We start from the raw sequence: 17,461 nt of genomic DNA on the forward strand, positions 1-17,461 counted from the left end.
CGTCAGCGGGACATGTCCACGATTCGGAACGTCGACAGGTCCTCCGAGTTGGAGGCCATGGACTCGCCGAGCCGGCGGGCGCTCTCCGGGAAGGGGCCTCGTGCTACTTCCTGACCGGAGGGGCTCAGCACCTGGGCGACCACCCGGTCAAAGCCCTTCTTCAGCCCCATGGACTGGTGCGGCTCCCCCTTGGAATCCGCCACCATGAAGAGGGACTCCTCCAACTCGGACGACGGCGGTGACTCGCCGTGCTGGCGGAAGATGTTCTTCATGTGCTCGATGGACTCGCGGTGGCTCTTCTTGATTTCGCCCCGAGCCATGCCCTTGAAGAGCCCCGGGACGTCTCGCAGGTCCACGTGAATCAGGACGATGGGCCGCTCCGCGCGCAGGTCGTAGATGAACGAGTAGGCGTGCTGACGGAGCTCCTCCCGCGAGCCCCGGTTGGCGTACAGCACCAGCGTGGGCCGGCCCTTCCCAACGGGGACCTCACGGCCGAACACGTCCTTCAGCTCGGCGGCCTGTGCGGGAATCGCTCCCAACAGACCCAACAGACATGCGAGCACGGCGACTTTCTTCATGCAGCGGGTTCCTTTTGCAGGGCCTACGGTGACTCGGACGAACACGGGGCCTTCCTATTCGAATCCCCCGCCCCGCACGGGTGTCATCACCGCCCTCCCCCCTCGGAGAGACGGCGTCCGGCGCGGGCCCGGCCGGTTGCCCGGCGTCCGGCGCGTCTGTTATCGGATTTGTCATACCGCTGGGGACTGACTCAATGCGGTGGGGGGAACGCCATGTCCGATTCGCTGAAGATTTGTAAAGGCCTGGTCACACTGCTGTTCCTGACGCTGGCGGGGCCCGCGTCCGCCGCGAAGCCCTTCACCGAGGGCATGGTCACCATCACCCTGGATGACGGCTGGACCACCCAGTACACGCTGGCGCGCCCCGAGCTCAATTCCCGAGACATCCCCGCGACCTACGGGCTCGTCACCCGCGCCATCGCCGAGGGATGGGGTGGATACATGACACTGACCCAGGCCCAAACGCTCGTCTCCGAGGGAAACGACATCGCCAGCCACACGTTGACCCACCCGGACCTGACTTCGCTCACCCCGCCCCAGCTTCTCTCCGAGCTCCGGGACTCCCGCGCCTGGTTGGAGACCGCGCTCGGGCTGCCCGCCGTCCCGAACCTCGTCGTGCCCTTCGGACTGCAGAACGGCCCGGTCCTGGACGTCATCCGCCAGCACTACGCCAGCAGCCGCACGGTGAACGCGGGCCGCAACTTCCGCGACACCGTCGTCTACGACCTGCGCGCCAATGACGTGGCCCGTAACGTTCCCGTCAGTGCGGTGCAGGGCTGGGTGGACCAGGCCATCTTGGAGAAGAGCTGGCTCATCCTCGTGTTCCACGAGTTCACGAACGGGACGCCCACGCGGGACACCCAGTACGTCACGTCCGACTTCGAGGCCATCCTCGACTACGTCCAGACGAGCGGCGTGCGCACCGTCACGCTGTCGGAGGGCGTGGCCCTGACGGAGCGGCGCACCCATCCCGACCTGACGGCCGGGTTCTTCGTCTACACCGACGGGCTGCAGAACGGCTTCGCCAACTGGAGCTGGGCGGACCACTCGCTCGACGAGACGAACGTGGTGCACTCCGGCACGTCCGCCATCCGCTTCGAGCCCGACACCTGGAACGGTCTGATGTTCCACCACTCGGGGATAGACTTGTCGCAGTACCAGTCCCTCCGCCTTTGGGTGCATGGCGGCACCGTGGGTGGACAGGCCGTGCGGCTGGTCCTCCATGACGGCGCCCAGGTGCTGGGCAGCATCCGCCTGGACACCGCGCTCGGCGGGGCCATTGCCCCGGGCACGTGGCAGCAGGTGACCATTCCCCTCGCCTCCATCGGCGCGAGCACGGGCATGCTGCAGGACATCTACTTCCAGGACGACTCCGGCACCGACCAGCCCGTGGTGTACCTGGATGATGTGGTGTTCCTGCCGAACTGAACCGGAAGGGTCGCACCCACCCGCACGCGGCCCCGTGCGGAGTTCACGGTGATGGCGACGCCTCGGTGGAGGACAAGCGGCCCAGCACGTGCGGCTGACCGTCCTCGGCCATCACCCGGTAGGCCACGTCGCCACCGGCCTGCGGCGCGGTCTGGAAGATGACCCGCGAGGGCAGCAGCAACGGGCGGCGGAACTCCGAGGTGAGCGTGAGCACGGGTGCTTCCGCGGCCTCGCCCATCTCCGCCACGCAGCGACCCACCGTCCACATCCCATGGACGATGGCCCGCGGAAAACCAAAGGGCCGCGCCGTGAGGCCATACAGGTGGATGGGGTTGTAGTCCCCCGAGGCCCGAGCGTAACGGCGCCCCGCGTTCTCCGGGACGGACCAGCTCGCGGGACGGCTGTTCGCGAAGAGCTGCGCCTCATCCGTGGCGGGCGCGCGCGCGGCCTCACGCGGACGCTCCCCCATGCCAGGGAGCCGGCGGAGCATGGTGGTGACCGCGCGCCACACGAGAGTGCCGTTCTCTTCCACCTCCGTGTGCAGATCCAGCTCACGGCCCTGCCGTGCCTCGCGCTGACCTTCGACCCACGCATGGATGGAGTAACGGCCCCCCGCGGACAGGCGCTGGCGCTGGTGGATGTGATTGCGCACGTGCACCATGCCCAACAGCCGATAGGGAAAGGCGGGGTGGTTGAGCAGGGTGAGGTGCAGCGGCATCGCGAACACCTGCGGGAACGTCAATGGCAGGTCGCCGTCCGCTGGAAACCCACACACCTCCCGGTAGCGCGCGAGCTGCTTGGGGTCGGGCGTGAAGCCTTGCACGCGGACATCCAGCCGGGGCACCTCCCCCGGGCGAGCGGGCCTGCGCGCCACGGCGGCACGCAGCAACTCCCTGGCGAGCAAGGGGGGCTTGGACAGCTCCAGCGAGGGCGCAGTGTGGGACACGTTGGGGCTCCAGAATGACGCAGTCAGACGAGCCCCCATGGCAGCACGTGCGAGCCTTGTCGAGAAGTAGAGAGTCGACGTCGGACGCGCCCCGGGGATGCAGGCCCCCCTTTTTTGGGGACACGGAGCGTGGGAGAACATTCCCTCCGTGTCCTGCTTCGACGAAATCACCGCGCGCGCGCTCGCCGCTGGACAGCTTCGTGCCTCTGAATCCAGTCCCCTGCGCCGGCACGCGGAAGGATGCCGCAAGTGCGCCCGGCTGCTGGCCCGGGTGACGCCTCCTGGAGCGGCCGCGCTGCGGTCCGCGACCAGCGACGCCATCTCGACGGACCTCGCGACTCCGGCGATGGGCAGCGATGAGGATGACGTGCTCCCCACCGAGCCCATCCGGGTGGCGAACCGGGGCGGCGGCCGTCCACCGGCGCCTCCGCCCCGGCCTCCCACGGAGACGCAAACGGACCTCGAGGTCCCGCCGCAGGAGCCTCCCGCGCGCGGCGCGCTCACCGAGTCCCCCGCACGTAGCGCGCTCACAGAGAATCCCTCGCGCGGCGCTCCCGCTGAGCCCACCGTACGCGGCGCCCCCGCCGAATCCCCTGCGCGCGGCGCTCTCGCCGCGCCCACCGCCATTCCCGCACCGCCCGCCCTCGCCGCGCCTGCCATCCCCGTGCCTCCGGCCGCGGTCTCCCTCCCGCCACCCGAGCCCCCTCGGGACCTGGGTGGACGGATGGTGGTGCCATCCACCCACGCAGCGCCAGCCCCCAGCCCTGGCGGAAAAGCCCACGCCCCGCTCCCGGCGTCCGTCCACGCGGTGCCCGCCCCCAGCCCTGGCGACAAGGCGAACGTCTCGCTCCCTGCGTCCGCACAGGCCGTGGGGAACAAGTCCTTCGCGGGCGCCCAGGTGCTCCCATCGAGCGCGGGCGCGAAGTGGGTGGCGGCTCCGAATGGCGGCGCGTCCGTCGCGGAGGCGCGAGGCTCCCGCGTCACCCTCTCCATCCCGATGGCGCCCTCGCCCTTGAAGGCACCAGCCTCCGGCGCCGGGAAGGCGGGTGGCGCCACCGTCCGCAAGGAAGCCGAGGACACCGAGCCCCGGAACTCCGCGCAGGTCCGCGTGGGCCGCTACCACATCCTCGACACGCTGGGCGCGGGGGGCATGGGTGCCGTCTACAGCGCCTATGACCCGGAGCTGCACCGGCGCGTGGCCATCAAGCTGCTGCACCCGGATGCCAACCCGGCGGCGCGCTCGGATGGCTCGTCGCGGCTGCTGCGCGAAGCCCAGGCCATGGCGCGGCTGTCCCATCCGAACGTCGTCTCCGTCTACGACGCGGGCACGTTCGCGGGGCGCGTGTTCATCGCCATGGAGCGGGTGGACGGACTGTCCCTGCGCCACTGGCTCCGCGCCGAGCACCGCACCTGGCGCGAGGTGCTCGGCATCTTCCGTCAGGCGGGCCGCGGGCTCGCCGCAGCGCACGCGGCCGGACTGGTGCACCGGGACTTCAAGCCCGCCAACGTGCTCGTCAGCAAGGAGGGCCGCGCGCAGGTGACGGACTTCGGGCTGGCGCGCACCACCGCCGACATGGAAGCGGCCGAGGCGGGACGCGGCACCACGCCCGCGCTGCCGCGCCTCGCCCAGGACGACCTGCTCCAGACGGCGCTCACCGAGGCCGGGCTCGTCATGGGCACGCCCGCGTACATGCCGCCCGAGCAGCACGAGGACGGGCGCATCGACGCGCGCGGCGACCAGTTCAGCTTCTGCGCCTCGCTCTACGAAGCCCTCTACGGACAGCTTCCCTTCAACGGCAAGCGCCCAGACGAGTACCTGGACGAGGCCCGCGCCGGCCGCGTGCGTCCGCCCCCGCGAGGCAGCCGCGTCCCCGCGTGGGTGCTGCGCGCCGTCACCCGGGGCCTGTCTCCGTCTCCCGAAGCGCGCTTCCCGTCCATGGGCGTGCTGCTGGACGCGCTGGGACTGGACCCCTCCGCGGCCTGGCGGCGCCGTGGCGCGGTGGCTGGCGCGTCCCTGCTGCTCAACAGCGTGGTCGCCGTCACCTGGTTGCTCGTGTTCTCGCACCGCGATGGCCCCTGCCCGGACGCCGAAGTCCGGCTGTCTGGCGTCTGGGACGCCGCGCGCCGGGTGGAAATCCAGAAGGCCTTCACCGCCACGGGCAAGCCCCACGCCGCCGCCGCGTTCGACCGCGTGGCGGCGACCCTGGACGGCTTCTCGCACGAGTGGACCCGCATGCACCGCGAGGCCTGCGAGGCCACCCACGTCCAGGGCCTCCAGTCCGACCACGTGCTCGCGCTGCGCATGGCGTGTCTGGACCGCCGCCACTCGGCCCTGGCGGCGCTCACGGGCGTGCTCGCGCAGACGGATGCCGAGGCGCTCGTCGCGGCGCCCGACGCGGCCCAGCGACTGCCCCCCATCGCCGCGTGCGGGGACGTGGACTCGCTCTGGAAGGGGCTGTCGGAGCCCGCCGGGCAGCGGCAACAGGTGGAGGCCCTGCGCGCCCGGGTGGACCGGGCCACCGTCCTGGTGGACGCCGGCCGCTACCCCCAGGCCCAGGAAGAGGCCAAGGCCGTGCTGACCGAGGCGCGCGCGCTCGGCTATGGGCCGGTGCTCGCGGAGGCGCTGGAGCTGGAGGGCCGGCTCGGGCTCGTCGCGGGAGACGACGCCCGTGCCTCCACCGCGCTGCGCGAGGCCCTCTTCACCGCGCAGGCCCACCGGCATGACCAGCTCGCGGCCCGTGCCGCCGCGCGGCTGGTGACGACCGTCACGGCCGAACCCACGTTGGAGGCCTGGAGCGTGGAGCAGGCGCGCTCGTCCATCCAGCGCGCGGGCGGCGCGTCGGAGCTGGAGGCCCTGCTCCAGACGAGCCTGGGCCGCAACGCCTTCCTCAGGGGCCAATACGCCCAGGCCGCGGAGTCCTTCGGTCGCTCCGCGGCGCTGCGAGAAAAGGAGCTGGGCGCCGAGCACCTGCTGACCCTGGAGTCCCTCCGCAATCAAGCCGCCGCCCTGTCGCGCACACCCGAGACGGAGCGCGCCATGGGCCTGCTGCACCGCGTGCTGGAGACCACGGAGCGCGTGCTGGGCCCGGAGCATCCGCAGACGGCCATGGCCTCCAACGCCATGGGCTACCACCTGGTCATCGTCCGCCGCTTCGAGGAGGCCCTCCCCTACCTCCGGCGCGCCATCCAGTTGGAGGAACAATCGCTGGGCCCCGACAGCGCCACGTTGAGCTATCCCCTCAACAACCTCGCGGAGGCGCTGGAGGCGCTCGACCGCCTCGCCGAGGCCCGCCCGCTGCGAGAGCGCGCCCTGGCCGTGGACCTGAAGGCCTACGGCCCCGAGCACCCGGAGACCGCCACCGACCTGGCGCTGCTGGGCGCCCTGGCCCTGCGCGAGGGTAAACCACGCGACGCGATGGACTACGCCCGCCGGAGCATCACCGCCTACGAGGCCGTCCAGAAGAACCACCCGGACGCGGCGGCCCCCCTCACCACGCTGGGCCTGGCGCTGCATGCCCTGGGCAAGACGCACGAGGCCCGCGGCACGCTGGAGCACGCGCTCACCCTGCGGACCGCGCACCCGGGCCCCGCCGAGGACCTCGCGAGCACACGCTTCGCCCTTGCCCGCACCCTGGTGAAGCAGGACGGGCCCCGCGCCCGTGGACTGGCCACCCAGGCCCTCCACTTCTACTCGTCCGCGGAGAACACCTACGCCACCGAGGCCAGCGACGTCCGGGGCTGGTTGCAGACCCTCCGGCGCCGGGGGCGCTGACACACGGTGTCTGGAAATCACGCCCCTCCACGCACATTTTCAAGCGCCCCTTCGACAATCCCGAGAGCGTTCCGCCGCGGGCCCGCCCCGCATGTTCCGGAGAGTGTCATGCACGTCCTGTCCGCCAGCCCTCGGCCCGCCAGTCCCGCACCGCCCCGCCGAGGCACCGCCGCGCAGGTCCGAACCGCCCCGCTCACGCCAGCCCTCGCGGTTCTCGAGCGCGTGGGCCAGGTCCTCGCGGACAGGTTCGTCCAGACGGAGTCCGGGCGCGGCGTCCCCATCCGCGTTTGACGCGGTCGCCCTCCGTGCAGCCACGCAGCCCCCTCACGCCATTCGTGGCGCACCCCTCACTTTCCGCCGCAGCAGGCAGGGTGAATCTTTAGACTTCCTCCAATGCTTCACGTCATTCCCCTGGGCGGCCTGGGCGAAATCGGCCTCAACTCCATGGTCATCGCCTGCCGTGGGGAGATGCTGCTCATCGACGCCGGGCTGATGTTCCCCTCCTCGGGGATGCCCGGCGTGGACATCATCATTCCGGACTTCGGCCACCTGAAGCAGAACGCCGCGCAGCTCCAGGGCGTGTTGCTGACGCACGGCCATGAAGACCACCTGGGCGCGCTGCCCTACCTGCTCAACGAAATCCCCGTCCCCGTCTACGGCACGCGCTTCACGCTGGCCATGGCGCGCCACCGGTTGGAGGAGCTGGGCATCGAGGCGGACCTGCGCGAAATCGAGCCGCGCGAGCCCTTCTCCGTGGGCACCGCCTTCCGCGTGGAGGCCAGCCGTGTCACGCACACGGTGCCGGACGCGGTGGGCTACATCCTGCGCACGCCCGAAGGCACGCTCATCCACACCGGGGACTTCAAGCTGGACCCGGACCCCATCGACGGGCTGCGCACGGACCTGGAGCGCTGGGGCGAGGCCGGCGAGGAAGGCGTGTTGTGCCTCCTCTCCGACTCCACCAACTCCGAGGTGAAGGAGGAGACGGGCAGCGAGCGCGTGGTGGAGCAGACCTTCGAGCGCCTCTTCCAGGGCGCCACCGGGCGCATCGTCGTCGCGCAGTTCTCCTCCAACCTGCACCGCGTGCGGCACCTGCTCGCCCTGGCCGAGCGGCTGGGGCGCAAGGTGGCCCTCCAGGGCCGCAGCATGATTCGCAACGTGGAGATGGCGCGGCAGTTGGGCTACCTCGACGTGCCCGACTCCCTCTTCGTCCACGTGGACACCGTGCCCGCCCTGCCCGCGCAGCGCGTGCTCGTGCTGACCACCGGAGCCCAAGGGGAGCCCCGCGCCGGACTGTCCCAGCTCGCCTCGGGAGAGGGCCCGGTGCGGCTGAATCCCGGCGACCTGGTGGTGCTCAGCTCGCGGCCCATCCCCGGCAACGAGCGCTCCGTGGGCGCGCTCATCGACGCCCTGCTGTGGCGCGGCGCGCGCGTGGCCTACGCCCAGGTGGAGCCGGGCATCCACGTCTCCGGCCATGCCAGCCAGCCTCAGCAGCGGCGCGTGCTGGACCTGGTGAAGCCGGCCCACTTCATCCCCGTCCACGGCGAGGGCCGCCACCTGCACAGGCACCTGCTCACCGCGCGCGAGGCCGGCCTGGAGCCCGCCCAGTGCCTGCTGGCGCAGGACGGCGACGTGGTGACGTTCGAGGAGGGCCGGGGCCGCTTCACCGGCAGCGTGCCCGTGGGCCGCGTCCTCAAGGACCGGTTCGGCAGTGGGCTGCTGACGCCGGACACGCTCCAAGAACGCGTCCGGCTGTCGGAGACGGGCATGGTGGCCGCCGTGGTGGTCCTCCAGCGGGACTCCCAGAAGGTCGTCGCGGGGCCCCAGCTCTCCGGCCAGGGGCTGTCCGTGGACGAACAGGTGCTGCTGCCCCGGGTGGCGAGGGACGCGCTGGCGCACTTCGAGGAACTGTCCCCCACCCTGCGGGGCGATGACGCCCTGGTGAGAGAGGAACTCACCCGGGCCGTGCGGCGGGCCTTCAAGGCGCACACCTCCAAGCGCCCCCTGGTGGTGCCCTTGGTCGTCCGGGTGTAGGTATGGTAAGGGCCGCCACCCATGCCATCCTTCGACGTCGTCTCGAAAATCGACCTGGCTGAGCTCGACAACGCGGTCAACCAGACCAAGAAGGAGATCAGCACCCGGTACGATTTCCAGGGCACCCACGCCGATGTGGTGCTGGCCCCGGACCATACCGCCATCACCGTGAAGGCCAACAGCGAGGACCGCGTCCAGGCCGCCAAGGAAGTCCTCCTGGCGAAGCTGGCGAAGCGGAACATCAGCCTGTTCGCGCTGGAGTATGGCGACATCGAGAAGACGGGCCTTCACAACGTGAAGCAGGCCATCAAGCTCCAGCAGGGCATCCCCGTGGAGAAGTCCAAGGAGCTGGTGAAGCTGCTCAAGGACTCGAAGATGAAGGTCCAGGGCTCCATCCAGGCCGACCAGCTTCGCGTCACCGGGAAGAACCGGGATGACCTCCAGGCGGCCATCGCCCTGTTCCGCAAGGAGCAGGACCGGCTGAAGCTGGACATGCAGTTCACCAACTTCCGCGATTGAAGAGGCCCATGCGCGCTGCCGCCCTGTCCTTCTGCCTCCTGTTCTGCGTCCCCGGCGTCGCGTCCGCCCAGGCGGAGCGTTCCTCCAAGCTGGTTCCGTCCCTGGCCAAGCCGCCCCGCATCCAGGGCGGCCTGAAGGCCTTCACCTCGCCGCTGGTGCTCAAGCCCGTGGCCACGGAGGGCGCCACCGCGTCGTTCACCGCCAAGGTGGGCGCGCGCAAGGACACGCTCTACGTGGGCGTGGAGGCCACCGACGACCAGCTCCAGGCCGGGGACCTGCTCACGCTGTCGCTCTACTTCCCGAACACCGGCCCCACCTCCACCGGCTACACGTGGCGCTTCGCCTTCGACGGCAAGCGGGCCTCGGGCGCGAACAGCGGCACGCCGCAGTTCGCCCAGGACCTGGTGACGGCGGCGGTGCAGCGCCAGGGCAACACGCTGCTGCTGATGGCGTCGGTGCCGGTGCGCGCCTTCCCCCGCTTCCCCGCGGTGGATCCGCTCGTGTTCGACCTGTGCCTCACCTACGAGGACCGGGACAGCGCGGAGGCCAAGGTGACCTCCATCTCCAACTGCCAGAGCGGCACCATGGTGGGGGACGCGCTGCGGCTGTCGGACGAGCCGCGCAAGGGCCTCAAGCTGAAGCCGCCGGAGACGGTGACGGCGCTCGAGCCGCGCCAGGATGGCTGGCTGGGCTGGGACTACATGAGCTACCCGGCCTGGGCGCAGGGTGACGACGCGCTGACGCCCGCCTCGCTGCGCAGCCTGGTTGCTCCCGAGGCCGTCAACCCGTCGACCGTCGACCTGAACGTGCCGGACACGCTCAGCCTGCCGGACGACGGCCGCATCGTGACAGTGGTGTCCGGGAAGAATCCGTATGCCGTCGCCGGTCAATGTGACGCCGATGACGAGCTGCGGTTGGGCTTCTACCACGTCACCGGGAAGACGGCCCGGCGGGTGCTCGAGTGGCCGGCCGCTACGTGCGCGCTGGGGCGCACGTCGTCGGTGGAACTGGATGAAGAGGGCGTGCTGTCCATCCGTTACTCGAACGGTACGTCCATGAACTTCGCCTGGAGTGGGACCCACTTCTCGCGAACCGAACTCGGAAAGCGGTAGACGCAGTGGAAACCACCACCCCCAAGAGCCTGTACATGATGACCCTCGGCTGCCCGAAGAACCGGGTGGACTCCGAGGTGATGCTGGGCACGCTGCGCCACCGCGGCTACACCCTGGTGCAGGAGGCCTCCGACGCCCAGGTCATCGTCGTCAACACGTGCGCCTTCATCGGCCCCGCCAAGCAGGAGTCGGTCGACTCCATCCTGGAGATGGCCGAGCTGAAGAAGTCCGGGGCCTGCAAGACGCTGGTGGTGACGGGCTGCCTGTCGCAGCGCTACGGCGACGAGCTGTCGAAGGAGATGCCGGAGGTCGACCACTTCCTGGGCACCAGCGCGTACGCCCAGATTGGTGACCTGCTGGCCGCCGAGGCCTCGCCGCGTCAGGTGATTCCGGACCCCGACTACATCCACGACGCCAACACGCCGCGCATCAACTCGATGCCGAAGTACACGGCGTACCTCAAGGTGTCCGAGGGCTGCGACAACGCCTGCGCCTTCTGCATCATCCCCACCCTGCGCGGCGGGCAGCGCTCGCGGACCATCGACGACGTGGTCGCCGAGGCCAAGCAGTTGGCGGAGAGCGGCGTGCAGGAGCTGAACCTCGTCGCGCAGGACCTCACGGCCTACGGGCACGATTTGCCCGGCCGGCCGAAGCTGCACGACCTGCTCAAGGCGCTGGTGCAGGTGGACGTGAAGTGGATCCGCCTCCACTACGCCTACCCGCGCGTGTTCCCGGACGAGCTCATCGACGTGATGGCCTCGGAGCCGAAGATTGCCCGGTACCTGGACATGCCGGTGCAGCACGTCAGCGACAAGCTGCTCCTGTCCATGAAGCGCGGCCGCAACTCGGAGTTCCTCAAGGGCCTGCTGACCAAGCTGCGGGAGCGCGTCCCCGGCCTGGTGATGCGCACCTCGCTCATCGTCGGCCTGCCCGGCGAGACGGACGAGGACTTCGAGATGCTGAAGGAGTTCGTGAAGACGCAGCGCTTCGAGCGCCTGGGCGTCTTCCAGTACTCCGACGAAGAGGGCACCGCCGCCTACCACCTGCCGGACAAGGTGCCGCAGAAGACCATCGAGCGCCGCTGGCGCGAGGTCATGGCCATCCAGAAGCGCATCAACCGCGAGCAGAACAAGAAGCTCGTGGGCAAGCGCCTGGAGGTGCTGGTGGAAGGCCCCGCGCCGGAGACGGAGCACCTGCTGGTGGGTCGCCACCAGGGCCAGGCGCCGGACATCGACGGCATGGTCTACATCAACGACGGCATGGCGTACCCGGGCGAAATCGTCACCGTGGAGGTGACGGAGGCGCACGACTACGACCTGGTGGCCCGCGTGGTGGAGCGCCCGGACCCGAAGGACCGCGAGCTCACCGCCCGCGATGCCCCTCCGGCCCCCGTGCCGCTGTCGAAGCTGCAGCGCCCGGCGCCTCGCGCGGAGTAACCGCGAAGGCCCCGGACGCCGCGGGAGCCCTCCTCAGCGCGAGGGCTCCTCCAGCACCAGCGTGCGCCCCGGGCTGACGGCCCGCAGGCGCTCACGCAGCTTCTCCCGGTCGGCCTTCGCCGTCTTCGGCGTGGCCGCCAGCTTCTCGTGCAGCTCCCGCGCGGTGGCGTCGTACCAGACCTCGCGCACCGGGCCGCCTTCGGCCACGTGCTTCGCGACGCCCGCGAGCAGCCGGCAGCAGTCCTCCCAACCCTTGTCCTGCTGCGACCCACCCTGCTCCCGGGTGAAGGCGATGGCGTCGTCCAGCGTCCTCCCGTCCTGGAGGTACACGTTGATGAGCGCCCGGGCCGCGCGGTTCGACGCGTCCCGCATGCTGAGCCACAGGTACCAGGCCTTGCCCTCCGGCGCCGGCGACTCCACGGCGTAGATTTCGGTGATGGGCACGGGCGTGCCCTCCGGCCCCTGCCCCATGAGCCCGGCCTCGGGGGACACGAGCAGCACGAAGGAGTCCGTGGGCAGCTTCAGCGTCTCGGCCTGAAGGGTTCCGGGCGTCTCGCCCACCAGGCGCCGGGCCAGGTCCGCGGCCACCTCGTACCGGTGACGGCCCCGCTCCTCGTGCACCACCAGGTGCCAGTCCCGCAGCAGGGCCTGGAGGTTGGTGTGGGCCCACTGCTGACGGAACTCGAAGGTGTCCACGCCCTTGCGGCGGCAGATGTCGTCGAGCATGAAGCGGAGCGCGTCCAGCATCTCCGAGTCCTTCAGCATCTCGATGTAGCGCGTGTAGCCCACCCGCTCCGCCACGCGCTCGATGATGGCCAGCAGCCCGAAGCGGATGGCGCCACTCGCGTCCTGCACCGACAACCGGCCCCGCTCCACTTCCTTCGAGAGGGCGTCGTACATCCGCGTGACGCCCTCCTTCTCCAGGTAGCGGCGGGCCAACTCGATGGAGCGGCGCTGTTCGGTGTACTGGTGGTCGAACTCGGTGGGAGACGGTCGCATGTGCGGCAGAGGAGAACGCAGCACCCCGGCCCCTGTCCAGGTAACGCTAGCGCGGGTCTTCGGGCTCCAGCTCCCGCTCCTCAGGCGGGGGCTCACGCGAGGAAGCGCCCCGCGACGGCACCGCCACCCCCTCGCCCAGCGGCGTGGGCTGGCACTCACAGACGGTGCGGCGTGACGTGGCCTCCGTGACGAAGACGCACGCCGTGGGGCACTCGGGCTGGCGGCCTTCCTCGAACAGGGCCAGGGTGTAGTCCCGGGCGGTGGTCAGCACCGCGTGGCAGGCAGGCAGCGACTGCGCCAGCGAGCGCCAGGGCAGCCGGTGCTGCGTCGTCAGTCCTCGGCTGGTGGCGGGGAAGCTCAGGCCCACGCCACAGCTCGAGGTGAGCTTCTGCCCGTCCGGCCCCAGCGGCTCCAGGTGAAGCCGCCCACCCTCGGGCAAATCCCGGTACACGGCGCCGCTCACCGCCAGGCTGCCGTCGGGCTCGCGGCGGACGTGCAGGCCGTAGCAGGCCTCTTCCCGGAAGCTGCCGTCTGGCGCGGCACAGTGCCTCACCGTGGAGTCCTCCGCGGGGCCCAACCGGGGACGCCGGAGCACCAGCGCCCCGCCCTTCGCGTCGAGCGTCGCGGTGAAGCGGCCCCAGACATCCGGGCCCAGTCGCCCCAGGCTGCTCGGAGAGTCCCACCGCCCGGCCGCCTCCACCACCAGCGGGCGAGCACCCACGCCGTCAGCCACCTCCACCGCGTCCAACGCGAAGGTGCGCGGCGGCAGGTTCGCGGCGGTTTCGAGCGGCTGCAGCCCCTGCGCCTCCGCGAACCGCACGGACACCCGGGAGAAGGGCTCCCGCGAGCCGAGGACGAAGGGCCCCGTGAGTTCCGCGCCGTCCTGGGTCATCCGCGCGGCCAGCAGGGGCCAGTCGCCCAGGGGCTCGCGGCTGAGCGCCATGACGTGGACCTCGCGAGACGCCTCCGAGGCGGCCGCCTCGGCCACGTAGTCCGCGCGGGGACGCGAAGCCGTGAAGGTGACCTCCCGCCGCAGTGGATCCACGGTGAGCGCGTAGGGCTCCAGCACGTCCGCGCCCAACGTCACCGCGCACGCCTTCTCGCCGGACAGGCCCGCGGTCTTCATCGGCGAGCGAACAGGGCCCACGGAGAACGCGGGCAGCGGGACCACGGGCCAGGAGCGGAAGCCGCCCGCGGGCTCCGGGGCGCGGATGGTGCCTTCGGGCGTGGGCGGCTCGCCCTGGAAGCAGCCTCGCGCCACGAGCGAGAGGGGGCGCGCCACATCGAGCACCACGGGCACCGGCCGCGCGCCCAGGAGACCCGCCACGGTGAGCCGCAAGGCCGGTGACGCCAACAGGGGCAAGGTCTGCCCCTGGAAGCCTTGTGGACGCGAAGGGCTCGCGGCCGGCTCCCGGTGACATCCGGTTCCGGCCAGCCCCAACCACCCCAGCAGGAGGAACGCGCGGTGCACGTTCCCCAGGTTACTGCTTCTTGGACTTCGTGAAGTCATCCACGCGGGTGTCGTCGGGCACGTCCAGCTTGAAGCTGTCCGCGTCGATGCCCACGTTCGTCTTCAGGTTGAGGAACGAGATGGCGTTCTCGCTGCCGTCCGGGTCCACCACCGTGCTCTTCAGCACCTGCGCCGTGGCGGGGTCCACTTCGAGGCGAACCTGACGGAAGCGCGGCTCGTTCTTCAGCGGGTCCAACACCAGCAGCGTGCCCTTGCAGTCCTTGCAGGCGCCCTTCGTGATGGCGAACTCGTCCGCGAGCTTGCCCTGACCGAAGAGGAACGTCACCGAGGCGGAGAGCTGGCTGGTATCCACGGCGGCCACCGTGAGGCTCTGCGCCGCCGGGTCGTATGCGTACACCTTGTTGCCCGCGAGCACGAAGGTGCGCGGCGAGGGCTTCTGGTACTCGAAGCGCATCAGGCCGGGCTTCTTGTAGGTGACGACGCCCTCGGACGTCTGCGTGCGGCGGAAGGTCTTGTACTTGTAGTCCTGGCGGAAGCCCGCGCGGAAGTCGCTGGTCTTCTCGTAGAAGGCCTGCATCCGGTCCACCAGGGTCTTCACTTCCGGCGTCATGGCGGGCTTCGCCGCGGCGGGCGCGGGCGCGGCGGCCGTCGACGCCGGGGGAGACTTCGCGGCAGCGGGGGCCGGGGCCGTCTGGGCCACCGGAGCGGCCTTCACCGGCGCGGCGGCGGGTGTTGCGGGAGCGGACAGGAGCGTGGCGAGCAGGGCTTCGAGGAACATGGCGTGCATCTCCAGGCAGGCCCTGGGGGCCCGCAGTGTCCATCTAAACCATCTCGACGGGGCCTGCGCCCCAGCATTCACGGGGCCTTCTTGAAGAGGCGCTTCCTCTGTTTGATGGCCAGCACGTAGAAACGCTCTCTCAGGGCCTGTGCATCCTCGGGGGACAAGTCCCCCGACTGCCCCAGGTGCTCATCCCGCCAGGCGATCGCCCGGCTGATACACGCAGAGGCCGCGGCGGAGATGTTGAGGCTCTGGCTGAACCCCTTCATGGGCACCCAGAACGTCCCATCCACGCCCTTCAGCACTTCCTCGCTGACGCCGTACCGCTCGTTGCCGAACACGAGCGCCATCTTCGTGTCGAAGCGCAGCGTGTAGAGGCTCGTGGCCCCGTCCTGGATGGCGGACGCGTACAGCGAGAAGCCGCGTGACTTCAGGTGCTCGCGGCACTCGGTGAACGTCTTGTACAGCTTGACGTCCAGCCACTTGTCACAACCCTGGGCCACCCTCGAGTTGGGAACGAAGGGGGCCTCCGGGTTGATGACGATGTGGACCTCCTGCACGCCCATGGACTCGCAGGTGCGCAGCACCGCGGCCATGTTGAAGCTGTCCTCCAAACGATCGAGCACCACCGTGAAGTTGCGCGTGCGGTGACTGACCACGCGATCAATCTTCTCCTTGCGCACGTCGAGCAGGAACTGCTCCGGCTCGAATTGCTCCCGCTCGTAACGCTCGTAGCGCTCGCCGCCACCCGACATGGCCTCAGCGCCTCCCGCCGGCCGACTTGCGCGCTGGGGCCTTCTTGGCGGCGGGCTTCTTCGCGGAAGTCGTGGCCGACTTACGCGCCGGAGCCTTCTTCGCGGCGGGCTTCTTCGTGGCCGCAGCGCCGACCTTGCGTGCCGGAGCCTTCTTCGCGGCGGCCGTACCCGACTTGCGAGCAGGAGCCTTCTTCACGGCGGCCTTCTTCGAGGAAGCCGTGCCCGACGCCTTGCGCGCGGGAGCCTTCTTCGCCGCGGCCTTCTTCGCGGCCGAAGTGCCAACCTTGCGTGCCGGAGACTTCTTCGAGGAGGCCGTGCCCGACTTGCGCGCCGGAGCCTTCTTGGCCGCGGAGGCGCTGGCCTTGCGTGCCGGGGCCTTCTTCGAGGCCGAAGCACCCGCCTTGCCCTTCGCGGAGGAGGCGCCGGCCTTCTTCGCGCCCGAAGCAGCCACGGCCTCGCCAGCACGCGCCACCTTCTTCGCGCGGACGGCCTTCGCGGGGGGCTCCACGTGGAGCTTGTCCGTGCGGCCCGTGAACAGCACCTCCGCCACGGAGTCCATCAGCGACTGCATGCCCTCGCCGGTGGCGCAGGACACGGGGTAGACGCGAATGCCGCGCTTGCGCAGCGCCTCGGTGAAGGCCTCGAGCCGGGCCTGGGCATCCGGCAGGTCCAGCTTGTTGGCGGCCACCACCTGCGGCTTGGACGCCAGCTCCGGGCTGTACTTGGCCAGCTCCGCGTTGAGCACGTCGAAGTCCTGCAGGGGCGCGCGGCCCTCGCCCTCGGCGCCCATGTCGATGAGGTGGATCAGCACCTTGCACCGCTCGACATGACGCAGGAACTGGTGGCCCAGCCCCACGCCTTCACTGGCGCCCTCGATGATGCCGGGGATGTCCGCCATCACGAAGGACAGGCCGTCCTTGTACTGGACCATGCCCAGGTTGGGCACCAGCGTGGTGAAGGGGTAGTCGGCGATCTTCGGTCGCGCACGGCTCACGCGGGAGATGAAGGTGCTCTTGCCCGCGTTGGGGAAGCCCAGGAGCCCCACGTCCGCCAGCAGCTTCAGCTCCAGCCGGAGTGTGATCTCCTCGCCCTTCGTCCCGTCCTGGGCGAAGCGGGGCGTCTGCCGGGTGGACGTGGCGAAGTTCATGTTGCCCAGGCCGCCGCGCCCGCCCTTCGCCGCCACCCAGCGCTGACCGGCCTCGCTCAGGTCCACCAACAGCTCTTCCGTGTTGGCGTCCTTCACCAGCGTGCCCACGGGCACCTTGAGCACCATGTCATCCGAGGCGCGACCGTTGCAGTCGCTGCCCATGCCGTGCTCGCCATTCTTGGCGCGGTGGTGCTGTTGGTAGCGGTAGTCGAGCAGCGTCGTGAGCTGCGGATCCGCCACGAAGACGACGGAGCCACCGTTGCCGCCGTCCCCACCGTCGGGGCCACCGCGCTCGATGTACTTCTCCCGCCGGAACGAGACGGAGCCATTACCGCCGTCCCCCGCCTTCACGAAGATGCGGACCTCGTCGACGAACTTCATCTGGAACTCCTGGATAAACGAAGAGCGGGCCGCCCTCGCATCCCACTGCCGGAAGGGCGCGTGGACTGGAGAAACGACCCGCTCGTGGGTGCCGCACGGACGCCG

The 17,461-nt window shown here is 70.3% G+C and carries 14 protein-coding genes; 7 read left to right on the top strand and 7 right to left on the bottom strand.

From position 1 onward, the window contains the following. Nucleotides 1-2: 2 nt before the first annotated feature. Entirely contained in the window at nt 3-578 is a 576-nt protein-coding gene (locus A176_RS26725) for a hypothetical protein (RefSeq protein ID WP_002635551.1), read from the bottom strand. A gap of 213 nt (nt 579-791) precedes the next feature. On the opposite strand from A176_RS26725, the gene A176_RS26730 reads away from it, so the two are divergent. After that, nucleotides 792-2,006 (top strand): polysaccharide deacetylase family protein, encoded by a 1,215-nt coding sequence (locus A176_RS26730; RefSeq protein ID WP_002635550.1) that lies wholly within the window; start codon nt 792-794, stop codon nt 2,004-2,006. 43 nt (nt 2,007-2,049) lie between these two features. On the opposite strand, the gene A176_RS26735 is transcribed toward A176_RS26730, so the two are convergent. Next, nucleotides 2,050-2,952, bottom strand: coding sequence for a MaoC/PaaZ C-terminal domain-containing protein (locus A176_RS26735; RefSeq protein ID WP_002635549.1), 903 nt, complete (start codon nt 2,950-2,952; stop codon nt 2,050-2,052). 148 nt (nt 2,953-3,100) lie between these two features. On the opposite strand from A176_RS26735, the gene A176_RS26740 reads away from it, so the two are divergent. The 6 genes from A176_RS26740 to rimO all read left to right on the top strand — a co-directional run bounded on the left by A176_RS26740 (nt 3,101) and on the right by rimO (nt 11,825). Further along, on the top strand, nt 3,101-6,724 hold the full coding sequence (locus A176_RS26740; protein WP_226993997.1) for a serine/threonine-protein kinase: 3,624 nt from the start codon (nt 3,101-3,103) through the stop codon (nt 6,722-6,724). Nucleotides 6,725-6,832: 108 nt separating this feature from the next. Beyond that, nucleotides 6,833-7,015 carry a hypothetical protein gene (locus A176_RS26745; protein ID WP_044889392.1) on the top strand — a complete coding sequence of 61 codons (183 nt, stop codon included), beginning with the start codon at nt 6,833-6,835 and terminating at the stop codon, nt 7,013-7,015. Between the two features lie 102 nt (nt 7,016-7,117). Then, nucleotides 7,118-8,758 carry a ribonuclease J gene (locus tag A176_RS26750; protein WP_002635547.1) on the top strand — a complete coding sequence of 547 codons (1,641 nt, stop codon included), beginning with the start codon at nt 7,118-7,120 and terminating at the stop codon, nt 8,756-8,758. Nucleotides 8,759-8,779: 21 nt separating this feature from the next. Beyond that, nucleotides 8,780-9,277 carry a YajQ family cyclic di-GMP-binding protein gene (locus A176_RS26755; RefSeq protein ID WP_002635546.1) on the top strand — a complete coding sequence of 166 codons (498 nt, stop codon included), beginning with the start codon at nt 8,780-8,782 and terminating at the stop codon, nt 9,275-9,277. Nucleotides 9,278-9,285: 8 nt separating this feature from the next. Beyond that, nucleotides 9,286-10,389, top strand: coding sequence for a hypothetical protein (locus A176_RS26760; RefSeq protein WP_002635545.1), 1,104 nt, complete (start codon nt 9,286-9,288; stop codon nt 10,387-10,389). A 5-nt stretch (nt 10,390-10,394) separates the two neighbouring features. Next, nucleotides 10,395-11,825: a 30S ribosomal protein S12 methylthiotransferase RimO gene (rimO, locus tag A176_RS26765; RefSeq protein ID WP_002635544.1), complete on the top strand. Its 1,431-nt coding sequence runs from the start codon at nt 10,395-10,397 to the stop codon at nt 11,823-11,825. A gap of 33 nt (nt 11,826-11,858) precedes the next feature. On the opposite strand, the gene A176_RS26770 is transcribed toward rimO, so the two are convergent. From A176_RS26770 to obgE, 5 genes are all read right to left on the bottom strand, one after another. Then, entirely contained in the window at nt 11,859-12,824 is a 966-nt protein-coding gene (locus A176_RS26770) for a hypothetical protein (protein ID WP_226993998.1), read from the bottom strand. Between the two features lie 46 nt (nt 12,825-12,870). Then, nucleotides 12,871-14,295, bottom strand: a complete 1,425-nt coding sequence (locus A176_RS26775; protein WP_002635542.1) for a hypothetical protein — start codon at nt 14,293-14,295, stop codon at nt 12,871-12,873. Between the two features lie 10 nt (nt 14,296-14,305). Then, nucleotides 14,306-15,073, bottom strand: coding sequence for an outer membrane lipoprotein periplasmic chaperone LolA (lolA, locus tag A176_RS26780; protein ID WP_002635541.1), 768 nt, complete (start codon nt 15,071-15,073; stop codon nt 14,306-14,308). A gap of 77 nt (nt 15,074-15,150) precedes the next feature. Continuing rightward, nucleotides 15,151-15,828 carry a TrmH family RNA methyltransferase gene (locus A176_RS26785; protein ID WP_002635540.1) on the bottom strand — a complete coding sequence of 226 codons (678 nt, stop codon included), beginning with the start codon at nt 15,826-15,828 and terminating at the stop codon, nt 15,151-15,153. A gap of 4 nt (nt 15,829-15,832) precedes the next feature. After that, a complete protein-coding gene (obgE, locus tag A176_RS26790) occupies nt 15,833-17,356 on the bottom strand; it encodes a GTPase ObgE (protein WP_002635539.1) in 1,524 nt (507 codons plus the stop codon). Nucleotides 17,357-17,461 lie beyond the last annotated feature (105 nt).

It is taken from the genome of Myxococcus hansupus (assembly GCF_000280925.3).
Lineage (GTDB): Bacteria > Myxococcota > Myxococcia > Myxococcales > Myxococcaceae > Myxococcus > Myxococcus hansupus.